This window comes from Thalassobaculum sp., assembly GCF_965223715.1.
GTDB lineage: Bacteria > Pseudomonadota > Alphaproteobacteria > Thalassobaculales > Thalassobaculaceae > Thalassobaculum.
In genome coordinates, this window is record NZ_OZ245012.1 from 2,280,625 (window position 1) to 2,299,633 (window position 19,009).

General features: G+C 67.2%; 18 protein-coding genes. 5 read left to right on the forward strand and 13 right to left on the reverse strand.

Annotated features, from left to right (window positions below):
- The first annotated feature begins 35 nt into the window (after positions 1-35).
- On the forward strand, positions 36-635 hold the full coding sequence (locus ACOQOP_RS10550) for a TetR/AcrR family transcriptional regulator (protein ID WP_420566295.1): 600 nt from the start codon (positions 36-38) through the stop codon (positions 633-635).
- 43 nt (positions 636-678) lie between these two features.
- On the opposite strand, the gene ACOQOP_RS10555 is transcribed toward ACOQOP_RS10550, so the two are convergent.
- From ACOQOP_RS10555 to ACOQOP_RS10600, 10 genes are all read right to left on the reverse strand, one after another.
- Entirely contained in the window at positions 679-1,419 is a 741-nt protein-coding gene (locus ACOQOP_RS10555; RefSeq protein WP_420566296.1) for an ABC transporter ATP-binding protein, read from the reverse strand.
- On the reverse strand, positions 1,416-2,174 hold the full coding sequence (locus tag ACOQOP_RS10560) for an ABC transporter ATP-binding protein (RefSeq protein WP_420566297.1): 759 nt from the start codon (positions 2,172-2,174) through the stop codon (positions 1,416-1,418). The genes ACOQOP_RS10555 and ACOQOP_RS10560 overlap by 4 nt, the downstream gene beginning before the upstream one ends.
- On the reverse strand, positions 2,174-2,968 hold the full coding sequence (locus ACOQOP_RS10565; RefSeq protein WP_420566298.1) for an SDR family NAD(P)-dependent oxidoreductase: 795 nt from the start codon (positions 2,966-2,968) through the stop codon (positions 2,174-2,176). The genes ACOQOP_RS10560 and ACOQOP_RS10565 overlap by 1 nt, the downstream gene beginning before the upstream one ends.
- Positions 2,968-3,981, reverse strand: a complete 1,014-nt coding sequence (locus tag ACOQOP_RS10570; protein WP_420566299.1) for a branched-chain amino acid ABC transporter permease — start codon at positions 3,979-3,981, stop codon at positions 2,968-2,970. The genes ACOQOP_RS10565 and ACOQOP_RS10570 overlap by 1 nt, the downstream gene beginning before the upstream one ends.
- The gene (locus ACOQOP_RS10575) at positions 3,978-4,886 is read right to left on the reverse strand and encodes a branched-chain amino acid ABC transporter permease (protein ID WP_420566300.1); all 909 of its coding nucleotides are present in this window, start codon (positions 4,884-4,886) and stop codon (positions 3,978-3,980) included. The genes ACOQOP_RS10570 and ACOQOP_RS10575 overlap by 4 nt, the downstream gene beginning before the upstream one ends.
- A 98-nt stretch (positions 4,887-4,984) precedes the next feature.
- Entirely contained in the window at positions 4,985-6,268 is a 1,284-nt protein-coding gene (locus tag ACOQOP_RS10580) for an ABC transporter substrate-binding protein (RefSeq protein ID WP_420566301.1), read from the reverse strand.
- Positions 6,269-6,499: 231 nt separating this feature from the next.
- Entirely contained in the window at positions 6,500-7,120 is a 621-nt protein-coding gene (locus ACOQOP_RS10585) for a 2-hydroxychromene-2-carboxylate isomerase (RefSeq protein ID WP_420566302.1), read from the reverse strand.
- Positions 7,117-8,733 carry an AMP-binding protein gene (locus ACOQOP_RS10590; protein ID WP_420566303.1) on the reverse strand — a complete coding sequence of 539 codons (1,617 nt, stop codon included), beginning with the start codon at positions 8,731-8,733 and terminating at the stop codon, positions 7,117-7,119. Before ACOQOP_RS10590 ends, ACOQOP_RS10585 begins: the two co-directional genes overlap by 4 nt.
- A gap of 12 nt (positions 8,734-8,745) precedes the next feature.
- Positions 8,746-9,399: a TetR/AcrR family transcriptional regulator gene (locus ACOQOP_RS10595; RefSeq protein ID WP_420566304.1), complete on the reverse strand. Its 654-nt coding sequence runs from the start codon at positions 9,397-9,399 to the stop codon at positions 8,746-8,748.
- Positions 9,400-9,540: 141 nt separating this feature from the next.
- Positions 9,541-11,229 carry a flavin-containing monooxygenase gene (locus tag ACOQOP_RS10600; RefSeq protein WP_420566305.1) on the reverse strand — a complete coding sequence of 563 codons (1,689 nt, stop codon included), beginning with the start codon at positions 11,227-11,229 and terminating at the stop codon, positions 9,541-9,543.
- 405 nt (positions 11,230-11,634) lie between these two features.
- Here ACOQOP_RS10600 and ACOQOP_RS10605 point away from each other — a divergent pair, with 405 nt between their 5' ends.
- Complete coding sequence (locus ACOQOP_RS10605) at positions 11,635-12,723, forward strand: AraC family transcriptional regulator (protein WP_420566306.1); 1,089 nt, start codon at positions 11,635-11,637, stop codon at positions 12,721-12,723.
- A 6-nt stretch (positions 12,724-12,729) separates the two neighbouring features.
- On the opposite strand, the gene ACOQOP_RS10610 is transcribed toward ACOQOP_RS10605, so the two are convergent.
- Together ACOQOP_RS10610 and ACOQOP_RS10615 are read right to left on the reverse strand one after the other, a co-directional pair.
- Positions 12,730-13,335 carry a flavin reductase family protein gene (locus tag ACOQOP_RS10610; RefSeq protein ID WP_420566307.1) on the reverse strand — a complete coding sequence of 202 codons (606 nt, stop codon included), beginning with the start codon at positions 13,333-13,335 and terminating at the stop codon, positions 12,730-12,732.
- A 14-nt stretch (positions 13,336-13,349) separates the two neighbouring features.
- The gene (locus ACOQOP_RS10615) at positions 13,350-14,174 is read right to left on the reverse strand and encodes an inositol monophosphatase family protein (RefSeq protein WP_420566308.1); all 825 of its coding nucleotides are present in this window, start codon (positions 14,172-14,174) and stop codon (positions 13,350-13,352) included.
- Between the two features lie 147 nt (positions 14,175-14,321).
- Between ACOQOP_RS10615 and ACOQOP_RS10620 the strand changes: the two genes are divergently transcribed.
- Entirely contained in the window at positions 14,322-16,634 is a 2,313-nt protein-coding gene (locus ACOQOP_RS10620) for a xanthine dehydrogenase family protein molybdopterin-binding subunit (RefSeq protein WP_420566309.1), read from the forward strand.
- 198 nt (positions 16,635-16,832) lie between these two features.
- Here ACOQOP_RS10620 and ACOQOP_RS10625 read toward each other — a convergent pair whose 3' ends face one another.
- Positions 16,833-17,549 carry an IclR family transcriptional regulator gene (locus ACOQOP_RS10625; RefSeq protein WP_420566310.1) on the reverse strand — a complete coding sequence of 239 codons (717 nt, stop codon included), beginning with the start codon at positions 17,547-17,549 and terminating at the stop codon, positions 16,833-16,835.
- 153 nt (positions 17,550-17,702) lie between these two features.
- Between ACOQOP_RS10625 and ACOQOP_RS10630 the strand changes: the two genes are divergently transcribed.
- Together ACOQOP_RS10630 and ACOQOP_RS10635 are read left to right on the forward strand one after the other, a co-directional pair.
- Positions 17,703-18,410 (forward strand): SDR family NAD(P)-dependent oxidoreductase, encoded by a 708-nt coding sequence (locus ACOQOP_RS10630; RefSeq protein WP_420566311.1) that lies wholly within the window; start codon positions 17,703-17,705, stop codon positions 18,408-18,410.
- A gap of 44 nt (positions 18,411-18,454) precedes the next feature.
- Positions 18,455-18,982, forward strand: a complete 528-nt coding sequence (locus tag ACOQOP_RS10635) for a 2,4'-dihydroxyacetophenone dioxygenase family protein (RefSeq protein ID WP_420566312.1) — start codon at positions 18,455-18,457, stop codon at positions 18,980-18,982.
- Positions 18,983-19,009: the final 27 nt, after the last annotated feature.

Genomic DNA, 19,009 nt, shown 5'->3' on the forward strand with positions numbered 1-19,009 from the left:
ACTCTCTTTCCCTTCGCCCCACCCAAGCGCGACGGATGTCCCGCGAGGAGAAGGCGCGCGAGACATACCGATTGCTTCTGGAAGCGGCCGCCCAGGTGGTCGGGACCGACGGTTATGCCGACGCGTCGATCTCGAAGATTACCCAGCTCGCCGGCGTCGCCCAGGGAACCTTCTACAACTATTTCGAATCGCGGCAGGACGTCTTGAACCGGCTGCTGCCCTATATGGGCCGGCAGATGCTCGACCATATCGCCTCGTCGATGCCGCGCGACGTGACCGGGCCGGACCGCGAGGAGGCCCGGCTGCGGGCGTTCTTCGGCTATCTCGACACCCACCCGACCTTCTACCGGATCCTGTACGAGGCCGAGGTCTTCGCGCCGGAGGCCCATGCCGAGCACTTCCGCATTCTGGTGGAGGGCTACAAGGCCGCGCTCGGCCGGGCGGTGCAGCGCGGCGAGATCCAGGGCTTCGACGAGAACGAACTGGAAGCGATCATCTACATGCTGCTGGCATCGCGGGCCTATATCGCCATGCGCTATGCCCGCGACGGCAACGGCCATGCCGGGCCGGTGCCGGAGCATGTGATCCAGGCCTATATGAAGATGCTGCGCCGGGGTCTGTTCTCGGAAGCCTGAGCCGGACGGCCCTGCTTCCGAGCCGGCTTCCGAGACCGCGCGATCAGATCGCCAGGTACCGCTTGGTGACCTCTTGGTTGGCCCGCAGGCCGGCGATGGTGTCGCGGTAGACGATGTGACCCTTGTCGATCACCGCCGCATCCTCGGAAATCCCGAGGCAGAAATGCATGTTCTGCTCGGCCAGGACGATGGTCACGCCGGTCTCGCGCAGGGTGCGGATCAGGTCGCCGATCGCCTGCACGATGATCGGGGCCAGACCCTCGGACGGTTCGTCCAGCAGCAGCACGTCCGGGTTGCCCATCAGGGTGCGGGCGATGGTCAGCATCTGCTGCTCGCCGCCGGACATCAGCCCAGCCTTGCGGTCCTTCATGCGGGCCAGGATCGGGAAGGTGTCGTAGACCCGTTCCAGGGTCCAGTCCTCCTGTCCGCGCACGCCCTTCTTCATGCCGATGAGAAGGTTGTCCTCCACGCTGTGCATGGCGAAGACCTGCCGGTCCTCCGGCACGTAGCCGATGCCGGCCCGGGCGATGGTGTCCGGCCGTTCGCCGGCCAGGTTCTGGCCTTCCAGGGTGATCGAGCCTTTGCGAGGACGCGCGATGCCGGCGATCGCCTTCATCGTGGTGCTCTTGCCGGCGCCGTTGCGGCCCAGCAGGGCCAGAGTGCGGCCGCGCCCCACCTCCAGGTCGACGCCGAACAGGATCTTGGAGGCGCCGTAGAAGACGTCGATATCCTCGACCTTGAGGATCACATCGCTCGCCGTGCCCCCGTTCGTCCCGCCGCTCATTGCGAGGCCTCCGCCGTCGACTCCGATCCGAGATAGGCCTCGACGACCTCCGGATGATTGCGAATTTCGTCCGCCGTGCCCTGGGCCAGGACCGCGCCGTAACTCAGCACGGTGATGCCCTGGGCGACCTCGAAGACGATGTCCATGTCATGCTCGATGAAGATCAGGGTCATGCCCCCCTGCTCCCACAGGCGGCGCACGGTGCCGATCATCTGCCAGCGCTCCTCCGGGCCCATGCCGGCGGTCGGCTCGTCGAGCATGAGGACCTTCGGCTCCAGCGCCAGGGCCAGGCCGATATCCAGCAGCTTCTGGTCGCCGTGGGAGATGTTGGCGCTCAGCAGCTTCGCCACCGAGCCCATGCCCAGCAGCTCGATCAGCTCCTCGGTCCGCTGGCGCACGTTGCGCGGCGGGAACACCGACAGCATCGCTTCGGAGGTATGGAAGTGCGAGGCGACGGCGCACATCAGCGACTGCTCGACCGTCATGCTCGGGAAGATGCTGGCGATCTGGAAGGCGCGGCCGATGCCCTTGCGGACGATATCCACCGGCGGCTTGCCGGCGATGTCCTCCTCCTCCAGCAGGATGCGCCCGCTGTCCGGCACCAGATGGCCGGTGACCAGATTGAACAGCGTCGTCTTGCCCGCGCCGTTCGGTCCGATCACGGCACTCAGCGAGCCGGCGGCGAAGTTCAGCGAGACGTCGTTGGTGGCGACCACGCCGCCGAACGACTTGACCACATTCTGAAGGCGCAGCATCAGCGGTTCCCCTGTCGGCGCACGCCGCCATACGGATGCCAGGAGCCGGCGCTGAAGAAGCCGACATCCACCGGAAGGGCGATGCCGGTCACGGCCGACGCCTCGTCGGACGCGAGGAAGGCGACCGCCTTGGCGATCTCCTCCGGCTCGACCATGCGGCCCAGGGTGGAGTTCTCCTCCAGCAGGGTCGGGTCGCGGTGGCCGCGGTCGATCTGGTCCTGCAGCGCCGGGGTGCGGGTATAGCCCGGCTCCACCGTGTTGACCCGGATCCCCGCGCGGCCCCATTCGGCCGCCAGGTTCATGGTCATGTTGGTCACCGCCGCCTTGCTCGGCGCGTAGGCGTGCAGCGGCACCGACCGCTCAGCTGTGACCGAGCTGATGGTGACGATGGACCCGCGGCGCCGGGGCACCATGCGCAGGCCATAGGCCTTGGCGCAGAGATAGGTGCCGCGCAGGTTGACCGCGATGACATTGTCGAACAGCTCGTCCGACAGCTCCTCCGGCGGCAGCGGCGGCTGCACGATGCCGGCCGACGTCACCAGGATGTCGGTCGGTCCGACCTCGCGTTCGCTCTTCTCGGCCAGGGCTTCGATGGCCGCGGCGTCACGCACGTCGACGCCGTAGCCGACCCCGCCGATCTCGCCGGCCACCTTGGCCGCCGCGTCGGCATTCACATCGGCGATGACCACCCGCGCCCCGCGCGCCGCCATCACCCGGGCGCAGGCGGCACCGATGCCGCTGGCCCCGCCCGTGACGACCGCGATGCGGTCCTTCAGGCTTCCCACGTCACTCATCATTCACGTCCATTCCGGTTTTCCGCCGCCAGGCGCGCCTGCTGCTTCTCGACCCACCAGTCCTTGACGAAGTCGAGAATGCCGCGGCGCAGACCGAGCACGACGAACATGATCACCAGGCCGATCACGATCTCGGTGTGCGAGGTGTACATCTGAACCACGTCGTTCAGGATGCGCAGCGCCACCGCGCCGAGGATCGGGCCGAGGAAGACGTTCAGGCCGCCGAGCATGATCATGAAGATCGCCTCGCCCGACTGCGCCCAGAACGCCCATTCCGGATAGGCGCCGGAGGTGAACAGGGCCAGGATCACGCCGCCGACCGAGGCGATCGAGGACGAGACCACGAAGCAGATCAGCTTCACCCGGGTCACGTTGACGCCCAGGAAGGCCGCGCGGGTGGCGTTGTCGCGGATCATCCGCAGGGTATAGCCGAACGGGCTCTCCGTCATGATCCGCATGATCATCACGCAGACCACGAACAGCACCGCGCAGAAGACATAGCGGTGATACTGGTCGGCAAGATCGATGCCGAGGAACTCGGGCCGCGGAATACCGCCCATCAGGCCCTGGTCGCCGCCGGTCAGGTCCACCCAGCTCAGGATCACGCTGTACAGGAACATCTGGAAGGCGAGCGTCAGGAAGGCGAAGTAGATCTCGGTCAGCCGCACACAGATCGCGCCGATGATCACCGCGTAAAGGCCGGTGCCGACCACGGCGGCGAGCAGGGCCAGCGGCACCGAGGCCGCCCCGACCGCCCCGGTGAAGGCCGGCGACTGCAGCAGCAGGCCGAAGATGTAGCCGCCGAGTGCGAAGAAAGCCGCATGGCCGAAGGACACCAGGCCGGTGTAGCCGATCAGCATGTTCAGCGACATGGCCAGCAGGCCGGCGGCGAAGATCGCCGTCAGGAAGTCGCGCGGCCAGGCATGCTCGATGCCGAGGCCGATGGCGACCAGCACGACAAGGGCGATGGCGGCGATCAGCAGATCGCGCCGGAACTCGATCAGGAGGTTCATTTCAGCGCTCCCTGGCCCAGCAGGCCGGTCGGCCGGAAGATCAGCACCAGCGCCATGATCATGAACATCGCCCCGTCGACGAAGAGCGGGAAGCCGACGCTGCCGATCGAGCGGGTCAGTCCCAGGATGATCGCCGCCAGGAAGGCGCCGGGGATCGAGCCCATGCCGCCGATGACGGTCACGATGAAGCTCTCCACCAGGATGCCGAGGCCCATGCCGGGCGTGAGCGAGCGCACCGGAGCGGCCAGCGCGCCGGCGACACCGGCCAGCGCACAGCCGAAGCCGAACAGCAGCGCGAAATAGACGTTCACCCGGATGCCCAGAGCCGAGACCATCGGCGCGTTCAGGGCGGCCGCCCGCACGATCTTGCCGAACCGGGTCTTGGTGACCAGCAGCACCGAGCCGACGCCGATGAAGACGGCGACACCGACCAGGAACAGGTAGAACGGCGGCACGAACCCGCCGGCGATGCGGAAGGGCGGCAGGCGGAACTCGGCCGGGATGCCCATGGCCAGGTATTCAGCACCCCAGATGATCTTCACCAGATCATCGACGATCAGGATGAAGGCATAGCAGACCAGGAGCTGCATCAGCAGGTTCTGGCCGTAGACCCGGCTGATGATCAGCCGCTCGAACAGGATGCCGGTGATGCCGGCCCCCACGCCGCCGACCAGGGCCGCCAGGAAGTAGTTCCCGGTGACCACGTAGGTCGTATACGCGAAATACGCGCCGACCATGTAGAAGCTGCCATGGGCGAAATTGATGACGTGCAGCACGCCGAAGATCAGCGTGACGCCCGACGCCACCAGGAACAGAAGCATGCCGATGATCAGTCCGCTCGTCGCCTGGTTCACCAGGCAGGCCGAGGTCGACAGACAGGCGGCAAGCGCGTCTAAATCGAGCATAAGGGTCAATCCGCAGAAACGAACAGAGAGAGGCGCCGGCCCATGACCGGCGCCCCGGAGAGTTCCGGGCGGAGGTCAGCCCCCGCCCGGACGGCGCATCACGCGTAGCCGTTGCGCTTCTTCCAGTCCGCCTCGTGCTTGTAGATCTCGGACCAGGCGGTCTGGTCGAAGCCCACCACATAGGGCTCGTCCACGATCGTCTTGGAGTAGCCGACCATGTAGTTGACCAGGGTGTGATCCTCGTCGCGGATGGTCAGCGTGCCGTCGACGCCGAAGGGCGAGTTGATGGTCAGGCCGGAGGTGGCCTCCGCCATCTTCATCGTGTCGGTGTTGCCGCCGGTCTTCTTCAGCGCCTCGGCGACGAAGTTGATGGCCGCCGCGTTCTGCCAGGCCCAGTTGGTCGGCAGCACGTTGGAGTTGGCCATGTAGCTCTCGTACCAGGCCTCGTTCTCCGGCGTGTCCGGGATGTCCTTGTGGTAGCGGCTGCCCGAATACACACCGGCCGGGCGGCTCTTGATCGCCGTCAGGACCGGATAGTCGCCCAGGTTCACCGCGAAGGCCGTGAACTGGTCGAACAGACCGTAGAGGCTCGCCTGGTCGAAGAACGCGACGAGGTCGCCGCCCCACAGGCAGGAATACAGCACTTCCGGCTGGGCGTTCAGCAGCGCGGTCACGTTCTCGGTGTAGTCCGGCTGGAACAGCTTCGGCCAGGTCTCGGTGATGACCTCGGTCTCCGGCGCGAAGAGCTTCACGTATTCCATGAACTCTTCGGTGTTGGCGCGGCCATAGGCATAGTCCGGAGAGATCGTGGCCCACTTCTTCAGGCCCTTCTCCTTCACCACCTTGGCGGCGACCAGACCGCCGCCGACGGCGTCATGGATGCCCTGGCGGCAGGAGCGGAAGACCCAGTCGACCTGGTTCTTCGGATCGGCCGTCAGCGACGAGGTCTCGGAGTTGGTATGGATGCAGTACTGCTGCATGTCCCGCACCACCTCGTTCACGGCGAAGGAGGCGCCCGAGGCTTCGGCGTCGAGGATGATCTCGCAGCCCTCGTTGTTCACGAGGTCGCGGGTCATGCGGGCCGCTTCGTCCGGCTTGCCGCGCGAATCGCGGAACACCGCTTCCAGCGTACGGCCTTCGATGCCGCCCGCCTCGTTGATCTTGCGGATCTCGTTGTTGATGGCGGCGACGGAGGACTCGCCAAGAATGGCGACGCGGCCCGACAGGATGGTCGGAACGCCGATCTTGATCGGGGTGTTCGCGGCCTTCAGATAGGCGGGAAATCCGGTGATGCCGGTACCGACGGCGGCGGCCGCGGCGGCACCCTTCAGGACGGTGCGCCGATCGAGGCCCCGGCGCGGGCTGGAGTGCGACTTCTTCATAGCGATCCTCACTTGATGACGACCCTCTTGCATCACGACAGGTGGCGAGGGTTCGGATTTTTTTGTGGTCTTATTGTCCGGAGCATGGTGACCGAACGCTTCGGCTGTCAAGGTCTATGAATACTGACTCATCGGTCATTTCACGGGGTGAAACCCAGCCGGATTTAGGCGTCGCAGCGGTCCGTGGATCCGCCCCGCCGACCCACAATCCTCCCGCATAGGGCGACCGGTTCAGGCGGTCGCGGCAGGCCGCTCGGCCACCCCGTGCTCGCGCAGCCGCTCACAGAGCAGGTCGATGCGGTCACCGCCCCAGAACAACTCTCCCTGGAACACGAACATCGGCACACCGAACACGCCCATGGCCTCGGCCTCGGTGATGACCGCGTCCATCTCGGCCCGGCCGGGGCCCTCCACGTAGGCCTCGTAGGCCGCCGCATCACCGCCGAGCTCGCCGACCAGCGCGGACATCTCGGCCAGCACGTCCAGGTCGAGCTCGCGCTTCCAGAACCGCTCGAACACGGCGTCGTTATAGGCCCGGAAGAATCCCGCCCGCTGGGCGAACAGCATGCCGGCATTGGCGTAGTAGCCGTTAAAGACCCGCACCGGCCCCTTCAGGGTCAGGCCCTGCTTATTGGCGTAGCGGCGGGCATCCATGTAGGAATAGCGCACCCGGCGCCAGGAATGCTCGGTGCGGGTGTCAACCGCCCCAAGATATTCCTCGATCCGCAGGGTGTAGGGTCGCCACTCCAGCGCCACGTCGAACCGGTCCTCGAGCGCGTAGGTCGGCCGCACCGCGACGAAGGCATAGGGGCTCTTGTAGTCGGTATAGACCCGGATGACGGGCTTGGTCATGACGGCGGTCCTTCAACTTTCGACGGAACGGGCGGGCCGCGCCGGTCGCCCCGGTCCCAGCAGTCCGAGGTGAGCCCGGCGGCGCGGAGCACGTGTTTTTCGACCTTGGCGGTGGGCGTCTTCGGCAGGGCATCGACGACGCGGATGTAGCGCGGGATCATGAACGCCGGCAGACGGGGCTCCAGGAAGGCAATGACGGCCGAAGGATCGATGATCCGCCCCTCCACCGGCGCCAGGACCGCCAGCACCTCGTCCTCGGTGGCGTCGCTCGGCACCGCCACCACGGCGGCTTCGCGGACGTCCGGGTGGGCGAGGATCTCGGCCTCCACCTCGTAGGAGGAGATGTTCTCGCCGCGCCGACGGATCGCGTCCTTCAGGCGGTCGACGAACTGGAAATCGCCGTCGGCGTCGCGCACGAACATGTCGCCGGTATGGAACCAGCCGTTGCGCCAGGCCGCCGCCGTCGCCTCGGGGCGACCGTGATAGCCGTGGGTCATGGTCCAGGGATCGTCGGTGCGGATGATCAGCTCACCCGGCGTGCCGTCGGGCACGAGCATGTCGTTGGCATCGACCAGCCGCACCTGCACACCGGCGCGCGGGCGGCCGCAGATGTTCGGCTTGGACGGATTGGCGCCGGAGATCAGCGGCGTGCTGATCTCGGTCATGTTGAACAGGGTGTAGACGTCGACGCCGAACCGGGCCCGAAACTCAGGTCCTGCCTGGCCCAGCGGTACGATCATCACGGCGCGCAGACCATGGTCATGGTCCTCCGGGGTCGGGCGTTGCTTCAGCAGAAAAGTCGCCATGGCTCCGAGCAGGAAGACGCAGCTCACCTCCAGCCGGCGCACCACCGGCCAGAAATCGTCCGTGCGGAACCGGTCGACCACGGCGATGGATGCGCCGACGCAGAGCGCCATCGCTGCGATGAAGGCGCCGCCGATATGGAAGATCGGCATGTGCAGCAGGTGCCGGTCGTCGGCCCGGGTGCAGGTCCAGGTCTCCGGATTCATCGCCGTGTAGCAATGGAGATAGGAGGACAGCACACCCTTCGAGCGGCCGGTCGTGCCGGAGGTGAAGATGATCGACTGGGTGTCCCAGGGCTCGATCGGAGCCTCAAGCAGCACCGGCTCGGCCCCCTCCTCCAGCAGCACGGTCTGGCCGTGCAAGGTCAGGCCCTCGGGCGTCTCCCTCGCCGGGTCGGGTGACGCGACCACGATTCGGGTCAGAGCGCCGGTCGATACCTCCAACAACCGGTCGAGACAGTCCGGATGGACGACGGCAATCGTCGCGCCGGAATCGGCGACCACATGCTCCAGGATCGCCCCACGATAGGCCGGGTTCACCGGCACCGAGACGGCGCCGAGATAGTTCGCGCCGAACATGGCCCGCAGCCCGAGCGCCCCGTTCGGCATCATCACCAGCACAGCGTCGCCTCGCCCGACCCCAAGCCGCTGGAGGCCGGCCGCGGTCGACCGCACATGGGCCAGAGTCTCCGCGAAGGTCCAGCGCCCGCAATCCTCGAACACGGCGTAGACGTCGTCCGGACGCTCGGCCGCATGACGCTCAAGCGCATAGCGCAGGACACAGGTCTCGGCCGATGGCAGGCGCGTCACGGCAGGTTCTCCTTATCGGCCGGGTGACGGTACGGCCGGCATCAGCATCGCCCTCACATTGGCGCGCAGGGTGGCGCGGAACCGGTCGATCACCTCGCCCCGGCTGCCCACCGTCAGCATCTGCTGGATGGTGACGGTGGAGGCCTGGAAATGGGTGATGGCACCGGTGACGTAGAAACCGAACATCTCGGGATCGCAGGGACCGAACCGTCCCGCCTCCTGCCCGGCCCGGATCGCCGCCGCATAGGCCTCCATCAGCGGCAGCAGGTACCAGCGTCGCGCCTTAGCCGCCCGCGACGGGTTCTCCATCAGTTCGCGCAGCAGCAGCGCTGAATAGTCGCCGTGGTCCAGCGACCAGTCGAGGAAGCGCTCGACCATCGCGACGACGCCGTCCAGATCCGCCTCGAACCCCTCGGGCGCGGGCATGTAGGGCGTGATGCTGTCGGCGATCCGTCCCAGCACCTTGCCGTACAGTTTCTCCTTGGAGCCGAAATGGTAGATCAGCGTGGCGATGGTGACGCCGGCGGCGGCGCCGATCTGGCGCAGGCCGGTGGCGGCGAAGCCCTGGGTCGCGAACAGTCGTTCGGCCGCCTCCAGGCAGGCCTCCCTCGTGTCCGGCGCGCCGTGCGGGCGTCCTGCCTTACGCGTCTGGGCCCTCGCCGCCAAACCGATCTCCTTAATTAATCGATCGATAGATTAAATAATCTAAAAAAATGGGTCAACGGCGGAAATCACCACCGTTGACCCAGGACAGGGACCTGGGTCTAGGGGGCCAGGTCTCAGGGATTCAGAATGACCGGGATCGGCTCAGGCGTTGACCGCCTCGGCCTGGCTGTCGGCGCTGTCACGTGTCAGCACGAAGCCCTCGTAGCCCTTCGCCGCCACCTCGTCGCAGATGCCGCGGAAGCGGGCCATCCCGCCGGCATAGGGCATGAAGACCCGCGGCTTGCCCGGCACGTTGGCGCCCAGGTACCAGGAATGGCCGGCCTGGGGCAGCAGGGTGGCGTTGGCGACCTCGTTCACGTGATCGACCCAGCCGGCGACCGCCTCCTCGGTCGGCTCGATCCGGTCGATGCCGTCCTTCTCCATCGTCTCGATGCAGTCGGCGACCCATTCCACATGCTGCTCGATGGCGACCGGCATGTTGCACAGCACCGAGGGGCTGCCCGGGCCGGTGATGGTGAACATGTTCGGGAACCCGGCCGCCTGGATGCCGAGATAGGTGCGCGGCCCCGCCTCCCAGGCCTTGTTCAGGGTCACGCCGTCGCGCCCGACAATGCCGAGCTTCAGCAGCGAACCGGTCATGGCGTCAAAGCCGGTGGCGAAGACGATGATATCCAGTTCGTACTCGCCCTCGGTGGTCTTCACGCCCTTCTCGGTGATCTCCACGATCGGGGTGTCGCGCAGGTTCACCAGGCTGACATTGTCGCGGTTATAGGCCTCGAAATAGCCGGTATCGATCGGCGGGCGCTTGGTGGCGAAAGGATGGTCGATCGCCGCGAGGTTCTTGGCGGTCTCCGGATCCTTCACGATCTCGCCGATCTTGCTCTTCAGGAAGTCGGCCGCGGTGTCGTTCGCCGCCTTGTCGAACAGCAGGTCTTGGAACGAGGCGCGGAAGCGCAGGCCGCCGACCTCCCAGGCCTTCTCGTAGATCCGGCGGCGCTCCTCCGCGGAGACGTCGAACACCTTGCGCTCGCTGATCAGAAACGGATGACCGTTGGTCGAGGCCCGCATGGTCTGACGGATCTCGTCGATATTCTCCCGCGCCCAGCTCTTGAACTCGTCCGACAGGGGGTGGTTCTGCGCCGGGATCGAGTAGTTGGCCGTGCGCTGAAACACGGTCAGGTGCTTGGCGGTCTCGGCGATCACCGGCACCGCCTGGATGCCGGTCGAGCCGGTGCCGATCTGACCGACCCGCTTGCCGGTGAAGTCCACGCCCTCATGCGGCCACTGGCCGGTGTGGTACCATTTGCCCTTAAAGCTGTCGCGGCCCGGGATGTCGGGCACATTGGCCGAGGACAGGCAGCCGACCGCGGTGATCAGGTACTTGGCCGACAGGGTCGCACCGTCGTCGGTCGACACAAGCCACCGGTTGGCGGCCTCGTCATAGACCGCGCCGGTCACCGTCGTCCCGAACTGGATGTCGCGCTTCAGGTCCAGCTTGTCGGCTACGAAGTTCAGGTAGCGAACGATCTCCGGCTGCTGCGGATAGCGCTCCGACCACTCCCACTCCTTCAGCAGCTCGTCGGAGAAATAGTAGCTGTAGGAGTGGCTCTCGGAATCACAGCGCGCACCCGGATAGCGGTTCCAGTACCAGGTGCCGCCGACCCCGTCGCCGCGCTCGATCACCCGGGCCTTCAGGCCGAGGCGGTCGCGGAGCAGATGGAGCTGGTACATCCCGGAAAACCCGGCGCCGATGATGACGGCGTCGTACTGGGCGGCGTCGTTCTTGGGGGCGGCGTCCTGCCTGGCGGCGGAAGTCGTTCCGATGGTCATGATTCCTGGTTTCCTCCTGATGCCTGGAATGAATAATGAACCATCATTCATATTATCGCAAGCGATCATCACCGCCGCCGCACGATGTCCGACCTGGCCCTCGCGGCGCCGAGAAACGCCGGAAATCCGGGCCGGAATCTTCCCTTTTCCGAATGAGGATATTGACGTTTCGCGTAATTATCGAGGATGCTCCCGTATGCAGCGTTTGGGTTGAGTCACTGTCCAGACCCCCAGCATTTGACCGGCATAGAGGGAATGCCGGTCGGCGGGTCGATCGCGGATGGTGAAGACAGCCCGACCAGCGCCCAGGCACTCCGCAACGGGTGCCGCGAATAGCCGAAGAGTGGGGACTCTAAGGCAGCGCATGGATATTCCGGCCTGCCCGTCGGTTTGGGGGAAGACGAAATGGCGCTGGATTCGGCCCTGCCGTCGGTGTCGCTTATTCCGGGCACCTTGTCGAACGAGGAGCTGTTCTGGCGCTGGCGGACGGGGATCTCGCACTATTTCCGCTCGGTTCCGCTGGTCGATCCGCGCCGCCCGACCCGGGCGCCGAAGGTCCACTTCTACAACGCAGGCGGCTTCCATTTTTACCACACCGATCTGTCGGAACAGCAATACGTCCGCGATCCGGCGTGGCTTCGGCGCAACGACGACTCAGACCCGGTGGCGATCCAGCTCTTCCTGCAGGGCACCAACCATGTGGAAAACGCCGGCCGCACCTACGTGATGGCGCCGGGCGTGATCAATGCCGTCAATCTGGGCTACGAGGTACATTCCTCCTGCACGGACGCAGAGGCTCTGACCCTGGCGCTGCCGAGGCTGATGGTCGCGGAGCACCTGCCGAGCCTGCATGAGACACACGGACCGCTGTTCGGCCTGGACAGCACCGCGGGACGGCTGCTGAGCGATTTCATGCATTCCCTGCGCGAGACGCTGCCGGCGGCCTCGGCCGCGGACGCCCCAATCCTCTGCCAGGCCCTGTTCGGGCTGCTCCAGGTCCTGATCGCGAACGGCGACCCGCATTCCGTCGATGCCCGTGACGGCACGCTCACCGCCCTGCAGCGTCATATCGACCAGAACCTGGGCGATCCCGATCTCAGCGTCGCCAGCATCTGCGCCAAGTACCGGATGTCGCGGGCGACCCTGTACCGTCTGTTCCAGGACAAGGGCGGCGTGCGGGGCTACATCCTGCGCCGCCGGCTCATGGCCTGCTTCGTGGCGCTCAGCAACGAAACCCAGATGAAGCGGGGCATCTTCGACATCGCCCTGGACTACGGCTTCACCAGTCCAAGCCATTTCGCCACCCGGTTCCGCGACGAATTCGGCATGACGCCGAGCGAGGTCCGCGAGGCCGCCCAGGCCCAGCACGCAAGGGGCCAGTCGGCCATCCTGACCCCCGCCTCGGCCGAGCCGCCGGATGTCGAGCTGATGCAGCGGTGGTCCCTGGAGCTGGGCAACCAGAACCGCCGGAGGCCGGCGAACGATCCGTTCTGAGGCGGGCTACTCGGCGGCGTCCGGACGGCGCAGGCTGAACACCTCGGTCACGGCCGCGTAGTCCATATAGCCGCAGCGCGCCAGCACCTGGGCCGCGGCGGTGTCGAACAGGCCGTTCCTCAGATAGGCCTCGTCGATATGGACGCCGACCACCTCGCCCAGAACCATGTAGCGGGTCGTCAGTTCGCCCTGCAGGTTCTTGAGTTGGATGAAATCGGTGACCTTGCACTCCAGCGCGGCCGGCGAGGCGGCGACCCGCAGCGGGCGCACTAGATGGCACGGGGCCGTCTTCAGCCCGGCCAGCTCGAACTCGTCCACCCCGGCCCCGACCGGGCCAGAGGACGCGTTCATCTGCTGCGCCAGCGCCAGGGTGGAGAGGTTGCAGACGAACTCACCGGTGTCCCGGGCATTGGCCGGGCTGTGCTTCAGCCCCTCGCTGGTGAAGCTGACCATCGGCGGGTTGGTGTTGATGGCACTGAAGAAACTGTAGGGCGCCAGGTTGTTCCGGCCGTCCCGGTCGACGGTGGAAATCCAGCCGATCGGCCGCGGGGCGACGATGGCCTTGAACGGGTCATGCGGCAGGCCGTGCCCGCTGCGGGGTTCGTAGAACATCGAAGGGTCCTCGATCAGTCGTCGAACATCCGGGTCCGGCTGCGGAACTGCTCCAGCAGGCCCGGCGTCCCCGCGATCAGAGTGTCGGCATGGGGCCCCTTGCGTCCAGGCCGGAACGGCACGCCGTCGCCGCCCGCCTCGCGCACGATCAGCATGCCGGCCGCCACGTCCCAGTCGAGCAGATAGGGATCCCAGGTGGCGTCGAGCCGCCCGTCGGCCACATAGGCGAGTTGGATCGCCGCACAGCAGTAGTTACGGGTCTGCGCGCCGGCGTCGATCAGGGCGGTGATGGTGCGGTTGAAGACTTCCGGCGCATGGCGCGGCGAATGGCCGACGCCGATCACCGCCTCCTCCAGCCGGGCGGCCTCGGTGACCCGGATCGCGGTGCCGTCGCGGAAGGCGCCGCCGCCGACGGTCGCCCAGAAGGTCTCACCGGCGTTCGGATCGTGGATCACCCCGACCCGCGCCTCCCCAGCCTCGCGATAGGCGATGGAGACGACGAACTGGGGAATGCCGCGCAGGAAGTTCTGGGTGCCGTCGATCGGATCGACCACCCAGCCGGTCGCGCCGTCGCCCCCGGCCTCGCTATCGCCGGCCCCGCCAGTGCCGAATTCCTCGCCCAGCACCCGGTCCTCGAGGAAGTCCCGGGCGATCTCCCGGCGGATCAGTTCCTCCACCTCCCGGTCAGCCGCACTCACGAGGTCCTGCGGCCCCTTCGCCTCGATCAGCAGAGCTTCACGGTTCTCGAAGAACCGGCGGGCCAGGCGTCCGGCCTCCTCCGCGGCGCGGCGGGCCGTCTCCAGTCGCATGGCATCGGGATTCGGGGCATCTGCGGACATGGGAACTCCAGCGCAAGAAAGAGGCGTGCGGTTTAGAGCCGCCGGGCCGGGGACGCAACGCCCCCGGGTGCCGGTCTCTTATGCCGGGGCACTTTCCTGCTATGGTGACGCCTATCGCCGACGCCATCTGAAAATCGGGAACCGACCGTGACGACCTCACCCGCCGCCAAGCCCTCCCTGCGCCTTGAAGACCAGCGTTTCCTGACCGGCAGGGGCCGGTATGTGGACGACCGGCCCGGCGACGGACAGCTCCACGCCCGGTTCGTGCGCGCCGACCTCGCCCATGCGGAGATCACCGCCATCGACGTGTCCGACGCGGCCGCGATGCCCGGCGTGGTGGGCGTGTGGACCGGCGCGGACCTGGTGGCAGACGGCATCGGCCCGATGCCCTGCAGCGTGGTCGCCGCCACCGTCGAGCCGATCATCATCCCGCCGCACCACGCGCTGGCCGTCGACCGGGTGCGCTATGTGGGCGAGCCGGTGGTCCTGATCGTCGCCGAGAGTGCGGAGGCCGCCGCCGACGCCGCCGAGGCGGTGATGGTCGAGTATGACGACCTGCCGACGGTCATGGACGTCGCCGACGCTGAGGAAGAGGACGCGCCGCAGATCTGGCCGCAGGCGCCGGGCAACTGCGCCTATCGCTTCGTGAAGGGCGACCCGGATGCGGTGGCGACGGCGATGGAGACCGCCGCCCATGTGATCGAGCTAGAGCTCGACAACCAGCGGGTCTCCGCCTTCCCGCTCGAGCCACGGGCCGCCGTCGCCGAGTACGACGCGACCAGCGACTGCTTCACCATGGACCTGACGGGCCAGGGGCTGCACGGCATCCGCGCCGATCTGGCCGGTCCGGTTTTCGGGCTGCCGGCCGAGCGGTTTCACCTGCGCGCCGACGACGTGGGCGGCGGGTTCGGCCTGAAGAATTTCCTGTTCGCGGAATGGGTCTGCCTGCTCTGGGCCGCGCGCCGGACCGGAAAGCCGGTGCGCTGGCTCGCCACCACCGGCGAGGAACTGGCCGCTGCGGTCCATGGCCGTGCGGTGACGTCGAAGGCCCGGCTCGCCCTTGATGCAGAGGGCGGTTTCCTGGCGCTCGACGTGGACATGGTCGCCGATATGGGGGCCTATCTTTCCAGCGGCGGGCCGAACGCCGCCACCAACGCCGCCTCCACCGCCATGGGCGGGGTCTACCGGATCCCGGCGATCCACATGCGCAGCCGGGGCGTGTTCACCAACACCGCCCCGGTCGACGCCTATCGCGGCGCCGGAAAGCCGGAGGCGAATTTCGTCATCGAACGGCTGATCGACGCCGCCGCCCGGCGCTGCGGCTTCGATCCGGTGGACCTGCGCCGCCGCAACATCGTCGACACCTTCCCCTACCCCAAGGCGCTGGGCGCGGTGCTCGACTGCGGCCGGTTCCGGGGCAATCTCGACGACGCCGTGGCCCTGGCCGACCGGGACGGCTTCGAAGCCCGCCGGGCCGAGGCCGCCAAGTCCGGCAAGCTGCTCGGCCTTGGCATCGCCTGCTTCCTCGAAAGCTCCCGTGGCGCGCCGCAGGAGGAGGTGGAGGTGCGTTTCGCCGCCGACGGCAAGGTCGAGCTCGCCACCGGTACCGAATCCAACGGGCAGGGCCACGAGACGGTCTTCACCCGCCTCGCCTCCGAACGCCTGGGGCTGCCGATGGACGCCTTCCGGTACGTGCAGGCCGACACCTTCGCCACCCGCACCGGCGCCGGACACGGAGGCGCGCGGACCATGCATATGGGGGCCGGCACCCTGATGCTGGCGATGGACGCCATGCTGGAGAAGGCAATCCCCCTCGCCGCCCGGCTGCTTCAGGCCGATCCGGAGACGGTCACCTTCAGCGAGGGCCGGTTCCGTGCCGGCACCGACGACCGCTCGGTGTCGCTGCTGGAGGTCGCCGCCGCCGCGCGCAGCAGCGACGCCTCGCCGGAGACCGGCGAGAAGGGCCTGGACACCGCCGTGTTCCGCCGGGACGTGCCCTTCACCTTCCCCGGGGGCTGCCATGTCGCCGAGGTCGAGATCGAGCGCGAGACCGGCCAAGTGACGCTGACGCGCTACATCGCGGTGGACGATTACGGGAGCGTGTACGACCCGCAGCTCACCGAGGGCCAGCTCCATGGCGGCGTGGTCCAGGGCATCGGCCAGGCGCTGGGCGAGCGCATCGCCTATGACCCGGACAGCGGCCAGCTTCTCAGTGGATCGATGATGGACTACGCCCTGCCGCGGGCGGTGGACCTGCCGATGTTCGACGTCACCTTCGCCGGCGATCCGACGACGGCGAACCCGCTGGGGGCGAAGGGCGTGGGCCAGGCCGGCTGCATCGCCGCCCCGCCGGCGGTGATCAACGCGGTGGTTGACGCCCTGGCGCCGCTGGGCGTGGACCACATCCAGATGCCGGCGACCTCGGAGCGGGTCTGGAAGGCGATCGCGGCGCGGGGGTGAGGGCCTCCTCCATCTCCGTCTTCCCGGCGCAAGGCCGGGAAGACGGGTTTAAATGGTGTTCTTATTTCCTCCTCTTTCTCACTCCCCGGACTTGTTCCGGGGCAAGGCTTCCGCGTGACGGGCCCCGGGTCCATGCGTGCCCAGGCCTTGCCCCGGAACAAGTCCGGGGAGTGAGAAGAGGTTTGGAAAGTTCCCTCCTCACCCGCCCAACTGCCGGGAGATCGCCGAACAGGTCGCCAGCAGCGGTCGCCAATACGCCGACCGGTCGTCGCGCAGCCGGAAGGTCGGCACCGACACGCTGACGCTGGCCACGGGCGTTCCGGCCCCGTCCCGGATCGCCGCGCCGAAGCAGACGATCCCGGTCTCGTTCTCCTCCTCGTCTGAGCTGTAGCCCAGCCGGCGAGCGGCCGCGACCCGGGCGCGCAGGCCAGCGGCATCTGTCACCGACCGGTCCGTGACGGCGCAAAGGGCAAGCCGGCCGATCACCGCGTCCGCCTCGTCCGCCGGCAGCGCCGCCAGGAACGCCTTGCCCACCGAGCTGGTATGGAACGGCACCCGCGTGCCCACGGTGGAGGCCATGCGGACCAGCTCCGGGCTCTCCACCTTGTCGATATAGACCATCTCGTCGAGCATCCGAACGGCGAGATGCACCGTCTCCCCGGTCTCGTCCCGGAGCGCCTCCAGCGTGTCGCGGGCCAGCGTGCGGATGTCCTGCTGGGCCAGCGCCCGGTGAGCGAGGCCGATCAGCCGGCTGCCCAGCACATAGCGTTTGTCGCCGCGCTGCCGGATCAGCCCTTCCGCCTCAAGCGAGGCGAGGATGCGGTAAAGGGTCGGGCGGGTCAGATCGAGCCGATCAGCCAGATCGGCCACGCTCGGCCCCTGCGCGTCATCGGCCACGCACTGGAGGACAGCCATGCTGCGCGAGAAGCTCTGAGCCCCCTGAACCGGTCCCGGCTTCATATCCTGCTCCTCTGGGAGGCATCGGCGACCGTGCCCGATTGACAGCAAAGCCAACCCATGTAATTTCTCATATAATAGATTAATATCCATAATATGGACAAATACACGATGTCAACCGCACCCGCCTCTCGTTCCGTCCTCGTCACCGGAGGCACCAGCGGCATCGGTCTCGCCATCGCCCGGGGTTTCGCGGCGGCCGGCTACACCGTCACCGGCGCCGGGGTCGGGGAACTGCCGGAGGCGGAGCGGAACCTGAGCTTCCAATCGCTCGACGTGACCGACGCGGCGGCCATCGCCGACCTCGCCGCCGGCCGCGACCGGCTCGACGTGCTCGTGAATGCCGCCGGCGTGATCCGCCGCGGCGACGAGCTGGAGCCGGAGGTCTTCGCCCAGGTGATCGACATCAACCTGAACGGCACCATGCGCCTATGCGCCGCCTTCCGGCCCAAGCTGGCGGCGGCGAAGGGCTGCATCATCAACATCGCCTCCATGCTGAGCTATTTCGGCGGCGGGCTGGTGCCGGGCTATGCGGCGTCGAAGGGCGGCGTCGCCCAACTCACCAAGTCGCTGGCCATCGCCTATGCGGCCGAGGGCATCCGGGTGAACGCGCTCGCCCCGGGTTGGATCGCCACGCCGCTGACCGTGAACCTGCGCAGCGACGAGGCGCGCAACGCCGCGATTACCGGCCGCACCCCGATGGGCCGCTGGGGCCAGCCGGAGGAACTGGCGGGCCCCGCCCTGTTCCTGGCGAGCGACGCCGCCTCCTTCATCACCGGCACCATCCTGAACGTGGATGGCGGCTACGCGGCCATGTGACCCACGGGAAGACGACCGAAAATCAAGAAAACGGAGAGACAGCCATGCCTTTGGAAGCCCCCGACAAGGACCCGATGGTACCCTATCAGCTCCCCTTTCCCAAGGAAGCCCAGGCGGAGATCGTCGTTCCGAACGCGATCCCGACGGATGACCGGCTCTGGGTCAAGCAGGCGGAGAACGTGTTCTTCCGCCCGCTCTGTCTGAATGTCTCCCAGGGCTACTGGATGAACCTGCTGAAGGTGACCAAGTCCGGGGTCCTGTCGCGCCACCGGCACCCGAACGCGGTGCACGGCTTCGTGCTGAAGGGCCGCTGGTACTACCTGGAGCATGACTGGGTCGCCGAGGAAGGCGGCTATGTCTACGAGCCGCCGGGCGAGACCCACACCCTGGTGGTGCCGGACGACGTGGAGGAGATGATCACCTACTTCCAGGTCAACGGCGTCATGTACTACTGCGATCCCTGGGGCAAGCACCTCGGCTACGAGGACGTGTTCACCAAGATCGACATGTGCCGCAAGCACTTCGAGGAAGTCGGCCTGGGCGCCGACTATGTGGACCGGTTCATCCGCTGAGGCGGGCAGCCCCAGCGGATCGGATGG

Bases quoted from the DNA above. Each gene is read 5' to 3' on its own strand.
- ACOQOP_RS10610 (WP_420566307.1), bottom strand. From the start codon at position 13,335: ATGTTCTACGAACCCCGCAGCGGGCACGGCCTGCCGCATGACCCGTTC.
- ACOQOP_RS10565 (WP_420566298.1), bottom strand. From the start codon at position 2,968: ATGAGTGACGTGGGAAGCCTGAAGGACCGCATCGCGGTCGTCACGGGC.
- ACOQOP_RS10600 (WP_420566305.1), bottom strand. From the start codon at position 11,229: ATGACCATCGGAACGACTTCCGCCGCCAGGCAGGACGCCGCCCCCAAG.
- ACOQOP_RS10615 (WP_420566308.1), bottom strand. From the start codon at position 14,174: ATGTCCGCAGATGCCCCGAATCCCGATGCCATGCGACTGGAGACGGCC.
- ACOQOP_RS10575 (WP_420566300.1), bottom strand. From the start codon at position 4,886: ATGCTCGATTTAGACGCGCTTGCCGCCTGTCTGTCGACCTCGGCCTGC.
- ACOQOP_RS10630 (WP_420566311.1), top strand. From the start codon at position 17,703: ATGTCAACCGCACCCGCCTCTCGTTCCGTCCTCGTCACCGGAGGCACC.
- ACOQOP_RS10580 (WP_420566301.1), bottom strand. From the start codon at position 6,268: ATGAAGAAGTCGCACTCCAGCCCGCGCCGGGGCCTCGATCGGCGCACC.
- ACOQOP_RS10570 (WP_420566299.1), bottom strand. From the start codon at position 3,981: ATGAACCTCCTGATCGAGTTCCGGCGCGATCTGCTGATCGCCGCCATC.
- ACOQOP_RS10560 (WP_420566297.1), bottom strand. From the start codon at position 2,174: ATGCTGCGCCTTCAGAATGTGGTCAAGTCGTTCGGCGGCGTGGTCGCC.
- ACOQOP_RS10585 (WP_420566302.1), bottom strand. From the start codon at position 7,120: ATGACCAAGCCCGTCATCCGGGTCTATACCGACTACAAGAGCCCCTAT.
- ACOQOP_RS10555 (WP_420566296.1), bottom strand. From the start codon at position 1,419: ATGAGCGGCGGGACGAACGGGGGCACGGCGAGCGATGTGATCCTCAAG.
- ACOQOP_RS10605 (WP_420566306.1), top strand. From the start codon at position 11,635: ATGGCGCTGGATTCGGCCCTGCCGTCGGTGTCGCTTATTCCGGGCACC.
- ACOQOP_RS10635 (WP_420566312.1), top strand. From the start codon at position 18,455: ATGCCTTTGGAAGCCCCCGACAAGGACCCGATGGTACCCTATCAGCTC.
- ACOQOP_RS10625 (WP_420566310.1), bottom strand. From the start codon at position 17,549: ATGGCTGTCCTCCAGTGCGTGGCCGATGACGCGCAGGGGCCGAGCGTG.
- ACOQOP_RS10550 (WP_420566295.1), top strand. From the start codon at position 36: ATGTCCCGCGAGGAGAAGGCGCGCGAGACATACCGATTGCTTCTGGAA.